This window comes from Cyanobium sp. L1E-Cus (genome assembly GCF_024345755.1).
Taxonomy (GTDB): domain Bacteria; phylum Cyanobacteriota; class Cyanobacteriia; order PCC-6307; family Cyanobiaceae; genus Cyanobium_A; species Cyanobium_A usitatum.
This window is the reverse complement of record NZ_JAGQBS010000014.1, coordinates 21,187-37,690: the sequence shown is the minus strand read 5'-3', so window position 1 is coordinate 37,690 and position 16,504 is coordinate 21,187. Positions and strand designations below refer to the sequence as shown.

Annotated in this window: 18 protein-coding genes; 11 read left to right on the top strand and 7 right to left on the bottom strand. The window is 65.3% G+C overall.

What is annotated here, in order from left to right:
* Positions 1-148: 148 nt before the first annotated feature.
* Both KBZ22_RS12020 and KBZ22_RS12015 read left to right on the top strand, forming a co-directional pair.
* Positions 149-2,002, top strand: a complete 1,854-nt coding sequence (locus KBZ22_RS12020; RefSeq protein WP_255022137.1) for a DEAD/DEAH box helicase — start codon at positions 149-151, stop codon at positions 2,000-2,002.
* Between the two features lie 28 nt (positions 2,003-2,030).
* A complete protein-coding gene (locus tag KBZ22_RS12015; RefSeq protein WP_254960304.1) occupies positions 2,031-2,321 on the top strand; it encodes a hypothetical protein in 291 nt (96 codons plus the stop codon).
* Between the two features lie 32 nt (positions 2,322-2,353).
* On the opposite strand, the gene KBZ22_RS12010 is transcribed toward KBZ22_RS12015, so the two are convergent.
* Entirely contained in the window at positions 2,354-2,557 is a 204-nt protein-coding gene (locus KBZ22_RS12010) for a hypothetical protein (RefSeq protein WP_254941943.1), read from the bottom strand.
* Between the two features lie 250 nt (positions 2,558-2,807).
* Between KBZ22_RS12010 and KBZ22_RS14305 the strand changes: the two genes are divergently transcribed.
* The gene (locus KBZ22_RS14305; RefSeq protein WP_261354057.1) at positions 2,808-3,224 is read left to right on the top strand and encodes an RNA-binding protein; all 417 of its coding nucleotides are present in this window, start codon (positions 2,808-2,810) and stop codon (positions 3,222-3,224) included.
* Positions 3,225-3,481: 257 nt separating this feature from the next.
* The gene (locus KBZ22_RS12000) at positions 3,482-4,405 is read left to right on the top strand and encodes an LCP family protein (protein WP_255022136.1); all 924 of its coding nucleotides are present in this window, start codon (positions 3,482-3,484) and stop codon (positions 4,403-4,405) included.
* Here KBZ22_RS12000 and KBZ22_RS11995 read toward each other — a convergent pair.
* Positions 4,387-4,857: an MgtC/SapB family protein gene (locus tag KBZ22_RS11995; protein WP_254999384.1), complete on the bottom strand. Its 471-nt coding sequence runs from the start codon at positions 4,855-4,857 to the stop codon at positions 4,387-4,389. The genes KBZ22_RS12000 and KBZ22_RS11995 overlap by 19 nt on opposite strands.
* Before the next feature lie 82 nt (positions 4,858-4,939).
* On the opposite strand from KBZ22_RS11995, the gene KBZ22_RS11990 reads away from it, so the two are divergent.
* From KBZ22_RS11990 to KBZ22_RS11980, 3 genes are all read left to right on the top strand, one after another.
* A complete protein-coding gene (locus KBZ22_RS11990) occupies positions 4,940-5,917 on the top strand; it encodes an aromatic acid exporter family protein (RefSeq protein WP_255022135.1) in 978 nt (325 codons plus the stop codon).
* Positions 5,914-6,966: an aromatic acid exporter family protein gene (locus KBZ22_RS11985; protein WP_255022134.1), complete on the top strand. Its 1,053-nt coding sequence runs from the start codon at positions 5,914-5,916 to the stop codon at positions 6,964-6,966. Before KBZ22_RS11990 ends, KBZ22_RS11985 begins: the two co-directional genes overlap by 4 nt.
* A 106-nt stretch (positions 6,967-7,072) precedes the next feature.
* Positions 7,073-8,851: a TolC family protein gene (locus tag KBZ22_RS11980; protein WP_255022133.1), complete on the top strand. Its 1,779-nt coding sequence runs from the start codon at positions 7,073-7,075 to the stop codon at positions 8,849-8,851.
* 31 nt (positions 8,852-8,882) lie between these two features.
* On the opposite strand, the gene KBZ22_RS11975 is transcribed toward KBZ22_RS11980, so the two are convergent.
* Genes KBZ22_RS11975 through psbP form a run of 4 tightly spaced genes read right to left on the bottom strand, consistent with a single transcriptional unit; the run spans position 8,883 to position 12,030 of the window.
* Positions 8,883-9,089: a hypothetical protein gene (locus KBZ22_RS11975; RefSeq protein WP_254999447.1), complete on the bottom strand. Its 207-nt coding sequence runs from the start codon at positions 9,087-9,089 to the stop codon at positions 8,883-8,885.
* A complete protein-coding gene (locus KBZ22_RS11970; RefSeq protein WP_255022132.1) occupies positions 9,086-10,399 on the bottom strand; it encodes an NHLP bacteriocin system secretion protein in 1,314 nt (437 codons plus the stop codon). Before KBZ22_RS11970 ends, KBZ22_RS11975 begins: the two co-directional genes overlap by 4 nt.
* Positions 10,400-10,417: 18 nt before the next feature.
* A complete protein-coding gene (locus KBZ22_RS11965) occupies positions 10,418-11,503 on the bottom strand; it encodes an FAD-dependent oxidoreductase (RefSeq protein ID WP_255022131.1) in 1,086 nt (361 codons plus the stop codon).
* Positions 11,500-12,030, bottom strand: a complete 531-nt coding sequence (gene psbP, locus KBZ22_RS11960) for a photosystem II reaction center PsbP (RefSeq protein ID WP_254941218.1) — start codon at positions 12,028-12,030, stop codon at positions 11,500-11,502. Before psbP ends, KBZ22_RS11965 begins: the two co-directional genes overlap by 4 nt.
* 55 nt (positions 12,031-12,085) lie before the next feature.
* On the opposite strand from psbP, the gene KBZ22_RS11955 reads away from it, so the two are divergent.
* The 3 genes from KBZ22_RS11955 to lipA all read left to right on the top strand — a co-directional run bounded on the left by KBZ22_RS11955 (position 12,086) and on the right by lipA (position 14,455).
* Positions 12,086-12,868 (top strand): pentapeptide repeat-containing protein, encoded by a 783-nt coding sequence (locus tag KBZ22_RS11955; protein ID WP_255022130.1) that lies wholly within the window; start codon positions 12,086-12,088, stop codon positions 12,866-12,868.
* A 62-nt stretch (positions 12,869-12,930) separates the two neighbouring features.
* On the top strand, positions 12,931-13,509 hold the full coding sequence (gene recR, locus KBZ22_RS11950; RefSeq protein ID WP_106632752.1) for a recombination mediator RecR: 579 nt from the start codon (positions 12,931-12,933) through the stop codon (positions 13,507-13,509).
* Between the two features lie 19 nt (positions 13,510-13,528).
* On the top strand, positions 13,529-14,455 hold the full coding sequence (gene lipA, locus KBZ22_RS11945; RefSeq protein WP_255022129.1) for a lipoyl synthase: 927 nt from the start codon (positions 13,529-13,531) through the stop codon (positions 14,453-14,455).
* Here lipA and KBZ22_RS11940 read toward each other — a convergent pair.
* Positions 14,434-15,183 carry a J domain-containing protein gene (locus tag KBZ22_RS11940; RefSeq protein ID WP_255022128.1) on the bottom strand — a complete coding sequence of 250 codons (750 nt, stop codon included), beginning with the start codon at positions 15,181-15,183 and terminating at the stop codon, positions 14,434-14,436. The two genes, lipA and KBZ22_RS11940, sit on opposite strands and share 22 nt — an antisense overlap.
* A 66-nt stretch (positions 15,184-15,249) precedes the next feature.
* On the opposite strand from KBZ22_RS11940, the gene KBZ22_RS11935 reads away from it, so the two are divergent.
* Complete coding sequence (locus KBZ22_RS11935) at positions 15,250-16,494, top strand: carbohydrate porin (protein WP_255022127.1); 1,245 nt, start codon at positions 15,250-15,252, stop codon at positions 16,492-16,494.
* Positions 16,495-16,504 lie beyond the last annotated feature (10 nt).

The following is a 16,504-nucleotide window of genomic DNA, read 5'->3' as shown; positions in this document are numbered from 1 at the left end:
CTGAACAACTGAACATCGGGTAAAGCAGTGCAGCTTCAGTTGCCCCGCAACGGCCCATCCGTTCAGTATTTCTTGGCTCAATTGGGTTTCTGCCGGCCTGCGTTCAAGGACTTCACCAAGCCCTGATCAACCAGGCCATTTGCATCCCGTGACCGAACACGCCAACGGCGGCAGCTTTGCTTGCTCCGTCGACATTGACGCGCCCGCCCAAACAACTGAAAACAACACATCCGAAAGCAACGCAGCTGAGATCAAGACAGAAGCAACCACTGCCTCGGGCTTTGCCCGCTTCGGCTTTGCCCCAGAACTGCTGAAGGCCCTTGAAGCCATCGGCTATCAGGAGCCCTCACCAATTCAGAAGGCCGCCATTCCCGAGCTGATGCTCGGCCGCGACCTGGTGGGACAGGCCCAGACAGGCACCGGCAAAACCGCTGCCTTCGCCCTGCCAATGCTGGCGGCCCTCGATCCCGAGCAGCGCAAGCCCCAGGTGCTGGTGCTCGCTCCTACCAGGGAGTTAGCGCTGCAGGTAGCAGATGCCTTTAACAGCTATGCCAGCCACCTTCCCGGTGTACGCACCCTGGCGATCTACGGCGGCGCTGATTTCCGCGACCAGATCCATCAGCTCAAGCGCGGCGTACAGATCGTGGTGGGCACCCCCGGCCGGGTGATGGACCACATGCGTCAAGGCACCCTCGATCTCTCCAGTCTTCGCGCCCTGGTGCTGGACGAAGCCGATGAAATGCTGCGCATGGGCTTCATCGACGACGTCGAATGGGTGCTCGAACAACTACCTGAGCAGCGTCAAGTTGTGCTGTTCTCTGCCACCATGCCGGCGGAAATCCGGCGCATATCGCAGAAATATCTCAACGCTCCAGCTGAGATCACCATCAAGCAAAAGGCCGCCGATGCCACCCGCATTCGTCAGCGTTTCTTGATGGTGCATGCGCCCCACAAGCAAGCCGCCCTGGAGCGGGTACTGGAGGCAGAGACCAGTGAGGGTGTGATCATTTTTGCCCGTACCAAGGCGATCACGCTCACCGTGGCCGAATCGCTTGAACAGCACGGTTACGACGTTGCCGTGCTCAACGGCGACGTGCCCCAAGCCCAGCGAGAGCGCACCATCGAGCGGCTTAAGAGCGGCCAGGTGGACGTACTGGTGGCCACCGATGTGGCTGCCCGCGGGCTCGATGTAGATCGAATCAGCCTGGTGATCAACTACGACATCCCCTTCGATTCGGAGGCCTATGTCCACCGCATTGGCCGCACCGGTCGAGCTGGCCGCAGCGGCGACGCCATCCTGTTCCTGACCCCGAGGGAGCGCCGTTTCCTAGGCGGCATGGAGCGGGCCGTGGGCAAGCCGATCGAAGAGATGGAGGTGCCAAGCAACGCCACCATCAATCAAAACCGGCTCGACCGGATGCGCACCAAGCTCACCAACTGCTTACAAACCCCAGCCAGCAGCGAGCAGGAACGGGCGCTACTCAGCGAAATCCTGCAACGGGTAGGCCAGGAGCAGGGCTCCAGTCCTGAGCAGCTAGCCCTGGCGGCCCTAGAGCTGAGCCTGGTGGGCAAACCCCTGCTTTTGCAGGGCGAAGAGAACTTCCAACAAGTGCGTCAGAACGGTCCTGGCCGCGATGGCGGTAGGGATGGCGGTCGCGACTTCGGCCGGGACCGGGGAAGGGGCCGGGAAATGGGTCGGGAGATTGGCCGTGATGTAGGCAGGGGAGCTCCCAGGGGTGAACGCCCCGTGGGTCCGCCAGAGGACAACATGGAGCGCTTCCGGGTGGAACTGGGCTGGCGCGACCGCATCAAGCCCGGCAACATCGTGGGAGCCATTGCCAATGAGGCCGGTCTGAACGGGCGAGCCATCGGCCGTATCCAGATTTTCGACACCCACAGCACCGTGGACCTACCCAAGGGCATGCCCGAGGATGTCTTCCAGGGTCTGCGCCAACTTCGGGTGATGAACAAACCCCTGCAGCTTTCCAGGTTCCAGGGGTGAACTCCTCGGGCTTCCGCCCTTTTGCTCCATGAACCCCAGCCCCCCGCGCCCGGTCCTAATCGGACTGCTTTGCCTGGGGCTGGTGTCCCTGGTTCCCGCCAGCCGCTCTATCAGCGTTGCCGAGGTAGTGAAAGCCTTCTGCCTGTCGGCTTACCAGGCGGACCTGCAAAGGGAGGGCAAAGTTGCACCCGCTGCCCAACTCGACCGCACCTGCGCCTGCGTTGGTGAGCGAGTTGCAAAGGGCAGCGACGTGGAGGAAGCCCATGACGCCTGCGGGCGGACCCTGGACCAGCGCTCCGTGAGCAAGCCCAGCACCTAGCTCCGGGCGATGATCCGCTAGGCCAAAGCGCCTCAGGCGCAAAGACTGGTCACGCCTCCCACACTCAGGCTGGTCAAATCAGTAATCGACAACCGCTCCACGGCTGCGATCAACGTCGATTGAACCTCTGCACTTTCGCAAGCAACCAGGCTCTGCAGCAGGTCAAAACGATCCTGGGTGGCAAGTTCGCCATCCTCACGCCAGGCGAGGCTCCAAGGCACAGGTGCTGTGATCATGGGTCCGCGTTGATCAGAGTTTGCTGACATTGGGACGACATCCGGGATCACCGGTTGAACCTCAGAGTCTCTTCAGAACCGCTTTACGGTTCTCCATGAAAAGCTCCGCCAGTGCTAGCTGGGGGCCAGGCCACCCGGTATCATTTGCCGTGATTCAAAGGGTACGGCCCCTCTTTTGGCACCCTAGTTCCCACTAGGACCACTAAGAACCGCAGCTTCGACCGAATCAGTTCCAGGATTTGCTCCATTAATGACTATCTACGTTGGCAATCTTTCGTTCCAAGCTGAACGCGAGGACTTGCTTGATCTCTTCGGCCAATACGGAGAGGTGCGCCAGTGCAGCCTGCCCCTAGACCGAGAAACCGGTCGCAAACGCGGTTTCGCTTTTGTCGAATTAGCCGACGATGCGGCCGAACAAAAGGCTATTGACGACCTTCAGGACGTCGAATGGATGGGGCGCATGATTCGTGTCAACAAAGCCACTCCCCGTGAAGGTGGTGGCGGTGGTGGTGGTGGTGGTGGTGGTGGTCGTGGTGGCGGCGGCCGTGGGGGCTACGGCGGTGGCGGTGGCAATCGTGGTGGCGGTGGATATGGCGGCGATGGTGGTGGTGGCGGTTATGGCGGTGGCGGCTATGACGGTGGCGGTGGCGGCGGCAACCGCTGGTAAAGCCAAGCCCATCAGCCCGTACTGCAAGCCCTCTAGCTCCGCACTGAGCGACACCAACCCTGCCGCGGAAGCTCCACGGCAGGGTTATTTTTTGCAGAGCCTCTAGCGCTGAAAGCGGTTGAAGGCTCTGCTGTTATCCACGGTGTTTCCTGCAGGCCTGCGTCAACAGCTTCATAAACTCGTTCTAGCCTGGCCACTCTGGGCAGCGGCAAGCCCCCATTTGTGAAAGGTTCGCTTGGTGCAATAGCTTTCAGGGGATGAGAACCCCTCCGGCCAAGCGGCCCCGCAAGCGGAGCAAACGCGGTGCCGTGCTCTTGGCGATCGGGGTCGGCCTTGGCGGAGGCCTGTTGCTGGCGGGGCCCCTTTCCGAACTGCTCAGCGACACCGCCTCAGGAGCAAATAACGCCATCACCAATCCGTTCGCGGCCTGGAGCGGCATCACCACCCAAGACATCCTGCTGCTCGGCACCGATGTGGGTGGTGGCAACACCGATGTGATCGCCAGCCTGCGGGTGGATGGGGGCATCACCCGGATCACCCAGGTACCTCGGGACACCTACATCGAGGCAGAAGGCTACGGACCCCACAAAATCAACGCCCTCTACAGCCTCGGGGGCACCGATCTGCTCAAACGGGAATTGGCCCGCAAGTTGGGTCGACCGATCACGCACCACCTAGTGGTGAACTTGTCTGCGATCCGGCGCATGGCCGACGCCCTCGGCGGCATCGAGGTGGACGTGCCGAAACGCATGGCCTACACCGACAACAGTCAGGGCCTGTACATCGACTTGCAACCCGGCCTGCAAAATCTCAAAGGCCAAGACCTAGAAGGCTTCCTGCGCTTTCGCCACGATGAGATGGGCGACATCGGCCGACTGGAGCGCCAGCAAATAGCCCTACAGGCCCTGTTTCGCAAGCTCACCAGGCCAGAGCATCTGGTGCGCCTGCCAATCCTGCTGGCTGCAGCCGGTAAGGATCTGAAAACCGATCTGGGCCCCATGGAGCTGGGTGGCCTTATCACCGCCATGGGCACGACCCAGCTTGAAACCAAGCGACTGGGCGGACGGCCCTTCTATCGCGATGACATCAGCTATTGGGAGGCGGAGTGGCCCCAGCCGGTCCTGGATGGCTCCAACGAAGCTGAAGGCAGCGGCGATGGCCGCTATCGCTTCCTCTTCTGATCTGCTGCAGGATCAATGTCTGGTCGCGACTCGCCGTTGCTCCGCTGAGACAGGGTGATCAGGGCCAGAACCAGGGCCACCCCTGCAAGCAAGGGGGTGGAGGCCGCCACGGTCACCCCGAGGGCAGCCGTAAACCAGATCGAAGCCGCACTGGTCAGTCCGCGCACCTCAGGCAGGCCCCTCTTGTCAGCAGCAGGGGGCACCAGGATCTCGCCCGCCCCCAGGAAGCCAATTCCGGTGGCGACCCCCTGAATCACCCGGCTGCGGGCCTGGGGGTCGTCACCTGCCGCCAGGACCATCAGACAGGCACTGAGCCCCACGAGCACATGCACCCGCAGGCGATTGGGATGGCTGGTATTGCCATGGTGGGCTCGATTGATGCCCACAGCCAAACCACACAGCACCGCCAGGCCTAGGCGCAGCAGGATCTGCAAATCAAGGGTGAAAGGCAATGATCCGGATCCAATCAACCCATCATCGATCGCACTGGACGAGAACGCCAGAATCACCGCAAGGCTGTGATCCCTGTCCCGCGTGCTGAGCCACCCCGCCCTGCGCGCCGCCCTCAAGATCGGTCTGGCCGCCGCCCTAGCCGGCGCCTGGGCAATCAGCTTCCGCGACGTGCGCTTCGTCTGGTATCCGCTGTTGGCGGTGGTGATGTGCATGGACGAGACCGACACCCGAGTCATGGCCGCGGCCCGGGGCAGGGTGCTGGGCACGATCGGCGCCGGCATCGTCAGTTTTCTGGTGCACACCCTCCTAAGTGGCTGGGTGGGGCTGACGGTGTCGTTGCTGGTGGTGGTGCCCCTGCTGCGGCTTATGCGCTGGCAGGCCGGCCTGGCCACCGGAATCGTGATGTGCTCGATGCTGTTTCTGGTGGCCGATTACGCCGAGCTCAACTGGATCTATGTGCTCAACCGCACGGCCGACACCCTGGTGGGAGTGGCGGCCACCCTGCTGGTGAATGCCCTGTTCTGGCCCATCAACAGACTCGCGGAGATGGGCCAACTGGACCAGCAGCTGCGGAGCGTGCTGGGCCAACGCCTGGAGGCGATCCGCCGCCAGCTCAAAGATCCAACAGCCGGCGACGGGCGAGCCAGCCAGCCGATCGTGGGCAGTCGCCTCTGCCAGCAACTCAACCAGCTGGTGAACGATGAGTTGCGCAGCAACCCAACCGGCGCAGCCCAGCGGCAGCACTGGCGCCAGCGCAGCCTGCTCTGGGAGCGCATCAACCACCACAGCCTGCAGCTGCAGCGTCTTGGGCAGCTGTTACCACCGGGGGCCCTTGCCTCGTCCGCGACACCGTGGCTGGAGCGGCTGCCGGCACTGCTCGGCCCAAGCCCGGCACCAGAGGTGCTGGGTCTGCCGGAACGGAAACGCCTGCAGGACCTAGCCCAGGCGCAGGGTCTGCCTCCCTTGCTCTTGCTGGCCCTCGACGATGAGTTGCAACGGCTCACCCGCAGTGCCCAGAGCCTGGCCCTGGCCAGCCGAGGAGATGGGGTCCGGCCATGAAAGCTCCTCCCCTGATCACGCGAACCGACCTGCGGCTAGCCCTCACCGCCGGGCTCTCAGCTGGATTCGTGATCGTGCTGGGCCTCCCCGATGCGTTCTACGCCCCGTTGGCTGTGGGGGCGGCCCTGGGAGGCACCGTGGGCGCTACCCGCTTGCTTGGCACCCAACGGGTGCTGGGCACCCTTCTTGGGGGAGTGATCGTGGCGATCGGGTTCAACACCATGGGCCAAGCCCTGCCCCTGCCCCTTGGGGTGGCGGTAGCCCTTGCCCTGACACGGATCTTCGGAGGATCCCTCGGCCTGCGTTCCGGTTACAAAGTGGCCGGGCTAGTCGTATCCATGGGCTGGACAGTTCACCACACCAATCTGGCCAGCTGGATTCCCACCCGCCTGGTGGTGACCCTGATCGGGGTGTTGGCCGCGTGGCTGGCGGTGAGCCAGATCTGGCCCAGCAGGGCCCTGGAGCAGCACCAGGAACACTCCCAGCGACTGTTCGGCGAGATCGCCACCCTGCTGCGAGAACGAGCCAGCCTGTTGCTGGAGGAGCGGGAACTGACGGCCAGCGCCCGTCTGCAGCGGCGCAACCAGCTGGTTAATGCCACCATCCAACTCCAGAACCAGCGCCAGGAGGCCAGCCAGGAGCTGGGACCTGACCGCATGGGAGAAAGGATGCAGCGCCTCTGGGACCTACAGGAGCAATGGCTCAGCGCCGTGATCAGCCATTACCGAACCATGCTGCGCCTGCCGGTGGTGCCGTTGACCAGTCCCGGCCTGAAAGCCCTGATGGAAGCGGAACACTCTCTCCTCCAAGACCTAGCTGACCAGCTCGATGGCTGGGCCCAGCACTGGCCCAGCGCCCCACCTCTGGGGGCCAATGCCGCCGCCGGTCCGGACCTGGAGCGGCTGGAGCAGGCTGAAACGTCAGCCTTCCAGGATCCGCTTGCCACAGCGGTTTTGCTGGGCAGCAGCGGTGGACGCCGGGCGATCACATGCCACCAACTGGTCGAAGCGACCCGAGGCTTCGAGGCCGCTTGGGCTGCGGTGCCCTGAGCTGCCGTGCCCCGAGCTGCTGTGCGGGAAAGTGCACACCCCACCTAGGCAAGAGGACGTTCCATTCAGCAGACTGACCTACTTGAGGGGGCTAAACGGAACCACCGTGGCAATCCGCAACCGCGCCCTGACCCTGGTGCTGCTCGGCATCCTTCCGGCCCATGGGGCCCCGGCTGGCCTGGCAGCGTCGCTCCCAGCCCGCAAGTCCCCACCCCAGTCCACCGCGCTGATTGAGCGCAGCTGGCAGCGCCTGGATGCGGAGCTGCGGGCACTCGACCAGCTGCTCCCCACCGAGCCCGAGCCCCCGGTGGGCGACGTGCTCAGCACCCCGGAGCTGCCCGCCAACCTGATCCGGGCTAACCAACCCGCCGCCGGTCCGATCCAACCCGCCGACACGGTGGCCGGTCCGCCGCTGGATCTGCCCAACCCCCAACAGCTCCAGGCCGGCAGCGTCGCCAGCCTCAGCCTGGAGCAAGCCCTGGCCATCGCCTTCGCCAACAGCGCAACCCTGCAGGCCCAACGCGAGCAAGTGGCCGCCGCCTTGGCCAGCGTCCAGGCCGCCATGGGGACCTACTGGCCCACCATCAGCGCCTTTGCCAACGGTGGCTACGAGGGCAGCCGCAGCACCACCACCGCGAAAAAGCCGAACGACAACCTGGGCTTTGGCCCCCAGTTCTCACCCACAGGGCTGCTCGACTCAACTGGAAACCCCACCGCCGGCCCCTTCTATGTGCCCAACGGCGGTTCCGTGGCGGCCACCTCCGGGGAATGGGGCGTTGAGGGAGGCCTGCAGCTCAACTACGCCCTGCTCGACTTTGCGCGCACGCCCACGGTTCGGGCGGCACGCGCAGTCCTTGAACGGCAGCGCAACACCTACGCCAACCAGCTCCGCTCCCTGCAACTGCAGGTGAGTGAGGCCTACTACTCCCTGCAGCAAGAGGAGCAGCTGGTGCGCGTCTACGACGCCAACCTGCGCAACGACTTGGTAGTCCTGCAGGACACGCTCGACCTCAAGCAGGCGGGTCTGGTGCCCAGGCTCGATGTGCTGCGGCGCCGGGCCATCCAGGCCGCCGATGAAGAGACCCTGATCCAGGCCCTAGCCGACCGGGCGGTGGCGCGCCGCCAACTGGCGGTGCTGCTCAACCTGCCCGCCAGCGTGACTCCCAGCCCCAGCGACCCGATCGTGGTGCAGCCCCGCTGGCCCCTCGATCTGGAGGCCAGCCTGCTGGCGGCCTACCGGGGCAATCCGGAGCTGGAGGCGATCCTGGCCACTCGAACGACTCTGGTCCAGCAGAGCCAGGCCACCGCTGCGGGCCTGCTGCCACGGTTGTCGCTGTTTGCCAACGCCGGCGGCAGCGGCTCCCAAACCAGCCTGGGCGACTTCGAGCTAGGTGGAGGGGGCTGCTGCGGCTCCACCGCCCTGCCCCTGAGCACCACCAACGGTTGGGACTGGTCGGTGGGTTTGACCTTCACCTGGCTGCTGTTTGATGCCGGCACCACCGCAGGCCAGGCCCGTGCCCTGACCAAACAGGCCGCGGCCACCGCCCAGCAGTACGCCGCCACGCGCAATGACATCCGCCTGCGGCTCGAACAGGCCTTCTTCAACCACGAAGCCAGCCTGGCCAAGCTGAGTTCAGCTCGCCGAGGCGTGGCGGCCGCCCTGGAGGCCTTCCGTGATGTGCGGCTGCGCTACTTAACCGGCCTCGACAGCGAGCTCAATCTCTCCAATACCCAAGACCGCCTGATCAACAGCCTGGTGCGGCGGATCAACGCCACGGTCAACGTGAACATCACCTACGCGAAGTTGCTGAAGGAGCTGCTGCCGATGCCCCGGGATCCCAACGCGCCGATCCAGCCGCAGCTGCAGATCAGCAGCCAACCCTGAGCAAGAAGAAATAATAATGGCCCTGGTGGACTCAGGCGCTTGGCCGCGACGACCACCAGCGCTCGACGCGATAAAGCAGCACCACCAGCAGCACCACCAGCCAGAACCACAGCTCCGGCGGGTTGGCGTTGAACAGGATCAGCAGCAGCACCACCTCGCTGACCAGCCAGGGGAACTCCTGCCGCAGCAGGGGGTTGCGGATCTGGAAACGGGGCTTGGCGTCCACGGGGCGAGTCACGAATCAGTATTGGGCTGGCGCAAGAAGGGCAGGTTCCAGCGTTGATCGATCCAGGGAGTGCGGTAGCCACCGGTGAGCGAACGCAGGCCGGGGATCACGTAGCTGATCGGCGAGCGCCACTCCACGTAGGCATGGGTCGACACCGTGAGGCCCTCGCGGATTGGGAAGACGCCGCTCCCCCCCGAGAGGGTCCAGCGGTAGCCGTCCACGCTGGAGGGATCCCGCTCCAGCTCGATTTCACTGCGCATCACCGGCCCGTTCTTCGTCAGCGCCTGGGCCAGCTGGGCGTTGCCGGTGGTCGTGGCGATGTCGTCCTCGGTGGCGGGCAGGGTGAGCACCTGCGTCACCTTGCCCACGATGCCGCCAAAGCGGCCGCGCTGGTTCCACTGCGGCACCACCTCCACGGGCAGCCCCAGCGGCAGGCGACGGGCATCGGCGGGCGCGAAGTAGGACACCACCCGCAGCGGGCGGTCTTTGGCGCTGGGTTGCTCAGGCCGACCGATCGTCCCAAGCCGCTGGCCAGTGCCCACGGTCTGGCCGGCGATCACCTGCAGATCCAGCACCGTGCCGTCCCGGTCGGCATGCACCTTGCCGTCGAAGCTGATCTTGGCCTCGGTCACCTGGATCTGGCGCTTGAGATCGTCGATCTGATAACGGCGCTGCAGGGCCTGGGTTTCGATGCTGAGCTTCACCTGCTGGTAGTTGGTCACCACGTTCTTCTCGTTGATCTTCACGTCATCGAGATTCACGCTGGTGCTGGTGAGCCCCTGCTCCGCCGACACCACCTCAGAAGACAGCGGAGCCACCACCTCGCGCTGGGCCAGCCAATCAAGGTTGCGCAGTTTGCTGGAGTAGGTCGACTGCAATTCGCCGTAGCGACGGCGATCGTCGGAAAACTTGGCCATAGACGTATCCAGGGCCCGCTTTTCGGTGAGCAGACGCAGGGCATCGCGCTCGTCGAGCTGGGCGTTATGGCGCTCCAACTGACGCAGGTTGCCGCGCTGCTGGTCGAGCTGGCGCTCCAGCACCGGCAGATACAGCTGCATCAGCACCTGGCCGCGCGCCACCGGCTGCCCCTCCTTGACGAACAACTCCCGCACCTGGCCGCCGGCACGGGCGTTGAGGATGCCGGCGTTGTCGGGGTAGATCAACACGCCCATGCCTTCCACCTCGGTGGGCACTGGCCAGAACAGGGCCCACAGCACCAGCACACCGCCCACCCCCGCCAGGCTCACGCCCACCTGGTTGTGATCGCTCAGCCCTTGCCCGCGGGGCTTGGGCGCTGCTGCGGGGGGGCTGGCCTGAGTCATAGCGCCCAGCTTGCAGGATTAAAAGGCACCTGTCAGGCCCAGCTGCTGCAGGCGCCGCGTTGCCGCTTCCGCCTGCGCTCCCCCTGACACCAGGACCTGGGCCAGCAGGGGCGCCAACACCGGCACCTGGCTAAAGCCCGCACTAAAGCCCGTAAACAGCCACAACCCAGGCGCCCCTGCCAGCTGACCCACCAAAGGCAAGCCCTCACTACAAAAGGCCACGGCCGCCTGGCGCAGGCAACCAGGCAGCGCCGCCAGCGGCTCCCCCCAGGCTTGCACCGCCAGCTCTTGGCGCAGTTGCCCTTCCACCTCCAAAGGCGGCGGCGCTGGGCCCAGCTCCAGGCCTGGTCGCACCAGGGTGTGCTGGCCCAGCAGGGCCCCTTCTCCCCGGGGCACCAACCCGCCATCCACCAGCCACTCCGGCTGGCTCAGGCCAGCGGCGCGCCGCTCCAGGGCGACCCGCCCAAAGCTGAGCGGCAGCCAGGCCGCCGCCCGGCCCAGCGGCGCCGGGAAGGAGGCCAGCTGCAGCGCCGCCGCCCAGCTGCTGCGCAAGCGCTGGGGCAGGGCCGGCCAGAGCTGGCGGCAATGAGCGCCTGCCGCCAGCACCAGCTGGGCAGCCGGCAGGCTGGAGCCATCACTGAGGGCCAATTCCCAGCCTGCCCCAGCCTGCGGCTCCAAGCGCTCCACCCGGCCCCTTTTGCACGTCACCCCCGCCGCCGCCAGCGCCAGCGGCAGGCGCGCTGCCAACACTGCGGAATCCACCTGGGAGAAGGGCAGCGGCCACCAGGCACTAAGGGGACGCCAACCGGCGGCAGCCCCGTGCAAACGCAAGCGGCAGGGCCGCCAGCCCAAATCACCATGGCGTTCTTGCAGAAACCGCCAACGCTTAGAGGCTCCGGCCGCCAAGCGAGCTAAGGGGGTTGGAGCCAGGGGCCATCCCGGCAGAGCGCCATAGCTGAGCTCGGTAGCGGAGCAAAGCCCATTGCTGGCCGGGGCATCAACGACCGTCACCGACGCCCCCAGCTCCCGCAACGCCAAGGCCAACAGACCACCAGCCAACCCAGCGCCAACGATCACCACATCGGCGGGGGCCGAAACCGTCACACCAGCAGGGTGAAGGAGGTGACGACCTGATGGAACATGTCCTTCACCTTGGCCCAACGAATCTCGTTGGTGCTGGCCGCAAATGTGTATAGCCGGCCGCGATCGAGCACCACGGTGGCCAACTCGTGGCGGTCGCGGTCTTCGAGGTGCACGGCATATTCAAGGTCGTAGAAGGTGCGGGGACCTTCCTGCCGCTCCGACGCTTCCACCAGCTCAGCCTGGCGGCCACTGCCCTCAGGGGCAATCACCGTGCGGCGCAGCTGCTCGCCGACCGCCACGGCGCTGCCGAGCTTTTCCAAGTCGTTAGTGGGGTTCACCTCCGAGATCACCAGGCTGAGGGTTTCATCGCTGTTGATCAGGTCGTGGAACACCACCTGGGGGCCGCCACTCACCTGCACCCGCGTCCAACCGGTGGGATAAAGGAACGCATAGCGGCCATCGGGGCTCTGGAAACCATTGAGCCCGGCTGCCGCAGCACTGCAAGCAACCAGCAGCCCCGCCAGCACCAAGGCAACCAGACGCGGCATAAAGGCGCGTAGGCCAGCCCGATTGCAAAAACCAGCCTGATTGCAAAAAACAGCCATGGCTCAAGGCGCGTTGCGTGGCGCCATTCTGCTGGGCAGCCGAGCCCCCAGGGGTCAGCATGGGTTCCTGATCTCCAGTCTCCCCATGCCACGCCAATCCACCTGGGTGGACCGGCAGCAGCGTCGTCACGACTCCCGCTTCTTCCGCCTGCTGGACGGCTCCTTTCTGTTCCGCCTGGCCCTATCTGGTGCAGCGGCCATGGCGCTGCTGCTGGTGGTGAACAGCTACGCCACCTGCCGCAACAACCGCTGGGCCCCGGGGTGCCTTTGGCGGGATGCGGAGGCCCTGATCAGCGTCGGCAATGTGGAATCGCTGAGCATCGTGACGGCCGCCTTCCTCTACGTGCTGGAGGCTCAAAAACGGCGCCAGCGCGACAACATCGAGGCCTACGAGCTGCTGATGAACTGCAATGCCTCAGGCGTCAAATGGCTGGTGGGGCGTATTTCTGCTCTGGAAATCCTTAACAGCGCCGGGCTACCAATCGACGGCCAGGAGCTAGCGGGCTTTGACCTACGCAATCTGCAGGCTGCCAACGGCCACTGGCACAACGTCAACCTGGAAGGGAGCGTGCTGCGCCGAGCCAACCTGGCCGGCACCGATCTGAGCGGATCCAACCTGCGCGGCGCTGATCTGCGCGATGCCGACCTGCGCAGAGCCATTTTAGTTGGGGCGGATCTTGAGGGTGCCCTGCTGGAAGGGGCTCAACTTGATGGAGCAGAACTTGATGGAGCACAACTTGATAGGGCCAGCCTCGATAGCGGTGCCCCCAATCCCAGCTGATCGAGCTGGCTGCCTAAGTTCTGAGCAATTGCGGCGGACTGCTGAGCGGCTTTACCCGCCCCCTGGCCAGGCTGATCGACCAGTTCGAGCGCTTACCTGGCATTGGCCCGCGCACGGCCCAGCGGCTGGCTCTGCACCTTTTGCGCCAGCCTGAGGAGCAGGTTCGCAACTTCGCCGACGCCCTGCTGGCGGCCCGCAGCCAGGTGGGCCAGTGCAAGTGCTGCTTCCACCTCTCGGCCGAGCCGATCTGTGAGATCTGCCGCAACGAAGAGCGCGGCAACGGCCAGCTTTGTGTTGTGGCCGATTCCCGCGACCTGCTGGCGATGGAGCGCACCAGGGAGTTCAAGGGGCATTACCACGTGCTCTGTGGACTGATCTCACCAATGGATGGCATCGGTCCCGAGCTGCTGCAGATCCAGCCCCTGGTGAACCGGGTCGATAAGGAATCCATCACTGAGGTGATCCTTGCCCTGACACCAAGCGTCGAAGGAGATACCACCAGCCTCTATTTAGCCCGGCTGCTCAAACCCTTCACCACCGTGAGTCGCATTGCCTACGGCTTGCCCGTCGGCAGCGAGCTGGAATACGCCGACGAAGTCACCCTGGCCCGGGCCTTTGAAGGTCGGCGCCAGGTGGAGTAAGCACAAGGGTGGCCCTGCCATGACCAGCACGACCCGCTACAGCAGCATCGCCCCAGCCGAACGGCTGCCCGAGTGGCTGCGACGTCCGGTGGGCAATGCCTCAGCCCTGGAAAACGTGCAGGGATTGGTGAAGCAGCAACGGCTTCACACCATCTGCGAGGAGGGCCGCTGCCCCAACCGAGCCGAGTGCTATGCCGCTGGCACCGCCACCTTTTTGCTGGGAGGCCCGATCTGCACCCGCAGCTGCGCCTTCTGCCAGGTGGAGAAGGGCCAGGCACCCCAGCCCCTAGATGCAGGCGAGGCCGAGCGGGTGGCCGAGGCAATTGCCGCACTCCAGCTCTCCTATGTGGTGCTCACGGCCGTGGCCCGCGACGACCTGGCCGACCACGGCGCCCACCTATTCACCACCGCCATGGCTGCGATCCGCCAGCGAACACCCGGAGTGGGCATTGAAGTGCTCACCCCCGACTTCTGGGGCGGCCATCGCGACGAACAGGAGGGTTTGGCGGCCCAACGGCAACGGCTGGCCGCAGTGCTAGCGGCGCAGCCCGCCTGCTTTAACCACAACCTCGAAACCGTGGAGCGCCTTCAGGGGGAGGTACGACGGGGCGCCACCTACCGCCGCTCCCTGGCCTTGTTGGCCGCTGCCCGCGAACTGGCGCCCGCCATCCCCACCAAGAGTGGGCTGATGCTGGGGCTGGGCGAAACCGAAGCCGAGGTGCTGCAGACGATGGGCGACCTGCGATCAGTCGATTGCCAGCGCCTAACCCTGGGCCAATACCTGCGCCCATCCCTTGCCCACATTCCGGTGGCTCGCTATTGGACTCCGGCGGAATTCGAGCAGCTGGGCGTCATCGCCAGGCAGCTGGGGTTTGAGCAGGTGCGCAGCGGGCCGCTGGTGCGTAGCAGCTATCACGCAGCCCCTCAACCGACCAGCAATCGATAGGCCGCATCAAGGCGATGGAAGGCCGTCACCTCTCCACCTAGATCGGGGTGGTGATTTTTAGCCAGTCGCCGGTAGGCCCGCCGGATCTCGGCAGGGCTGGCACCGGGCGCCAAGCCCAACAGCGCTAGGGCTTGCTGGCGAGGATCAGCTGCGCTGGAGGTTGTGCCAGAGCTGCCTGGGCTGCGCCGCAGCAACTCCTCCACGACCCGCATTGGGGCCTCCTCCAGCCACTCCGGAGCGCGCGGACCATAGAGCGCAAAGGCTGCCCGCACAGCCCAGCGCCAGCGGCAGTGGGGTCCCCGCAAAGCCTCGACCAGCTCGGAGCCCAGGCCGGGGCAGCGGCGGTTTAGCTCCTGTTCCAGCTCGAGTCGCGGATCCCACCACTGGCTGCGCAACTCCTCCACCAAACCCCGCAAGCCAGCGGGCGGCCCCAGGCGCAGCTCCTGCCAGCGGGGATGGGATGCCATGGCAGCTCCCCAGCGCTCCAACCGCGCCGCGGTGATCCCGTGGGAAGCGGCGGAGGTGACGCGGCTGCGGGCCCGATTGGGTGACCAGGCTTGCTGGGGTGACCAGGAGTGCTGGTGCGACCAGGCGTGCTGGTCCAACTGCTGCCTCAGAGCCCGCACCTCCCGGCGCAGGCTCTCGTTTTCGGCCAGCAGCTCCTCCAGATTGGCCGTAACCGGAGGTGAGGTGGCAGAGGGACGCCAGTGGCGGGGATCAAAACCCATCCAACCCCCCTACCTCAACCCAGGCCGCCATTGTTGCGGAGCGCGGAGATGCCAGCAGCGGCATACTTGCCCCAACGCCGCTCCAAGCCAGTGGCAAGATCCCCCAAACGCCTGCTGGCACCCCTACTGCTGCTGGCAAGTCATGGGCTGCTGCCGCATTCAGTTTTGGCCGAGCCGGCGCCAACAGCCAGCTGGCTCGACCTCGACTTCAACCTGCAGGCCCAGCCCCTGGCCAACCCCAGCGGTGGCGAGCGTCAAGGCGCCAGTTGGATGCAGCAACTCACCTTTGGTGCAACATTCAGCAGCGGGCTGGCCAAGGAGCCGCAGCAGTGGCAGGAGGCCGACCACTGGCGCACCAACCTGCAGCTGATGCTGTTCAGCGGTGATGCCAACTACGCAGAGAGCATCGGCGCCGCTTTCCCCCTGCAGAGCACAGCCCACCCCACCGGCCTCTGGCTCACCGAAGCCAGCGTGGAGCGCCAGCCAGGCCAAGGCGGTATCGGCATCAAGGCCGGGGTGTTCTCGCTCAATCCGGGTTTCGTCAGTGCACCGGTGCTTGATGCCTACGTGCACTCAGCCCTCAACGACACCCTCAACCTCAGTGTTGACGGGCTGCCAATCAACCCCTACACCGCCCCTGGCCTGCAGCTGAGTTGGCGACCGGAGCCCGCCGGCCGCTGGGGCGAATGGCACTACGGCGCCTTTCTGCTGGATCCCGAATACAGCCTGGCTTCCCTATTCGGCGTCAACCCCGACCAGCAGCGCCTAAACGGCCACCTGCAGATAGTGCAATGGCGTTATGAGCGTTTACCAGGAGCGGCGGCGATGCAAAAGCCAATCCGCGCCGGCGACCAGCAAATCACTCGCCAGCTGCCACCACCCCTGCTACAGATCGCCAGCGGCTACGTGGACAACCGCAGCACAGGCAACCTGGATGGCGCCGCCATGGCCACCCTCACCATGGCGGCGCCGCTACCGCTGGGGCTCGACAACCGCTTCTGGCTGGGCGTAAACGCCGGCTTTGAGTGGGACACCAACCCCATACCCCTGTTTATCGGTGGGGGCTGGCTCAGTCAGGGGCTAGTGCCAGGCCGCCCCCTCGACGTGCTGGCCCTAGGGATCGGCAGCAGCCGCTTCAGCCCCAGCCTCTCGCCTGGCCAAAGCAGTGAAACCGTGCTCGAGCTCAACTACAGCTGGCTGGTGAACGCCAACCTCAGCCTTCAGCCGGTGCTGCAGCTGATCCTCAACCCCGATGGCAGCAACGTCGAACCGATCCTGGCGGCCGGCATCGGCTTGCAGCTGCAGTTTTGAAGCAGCTGCA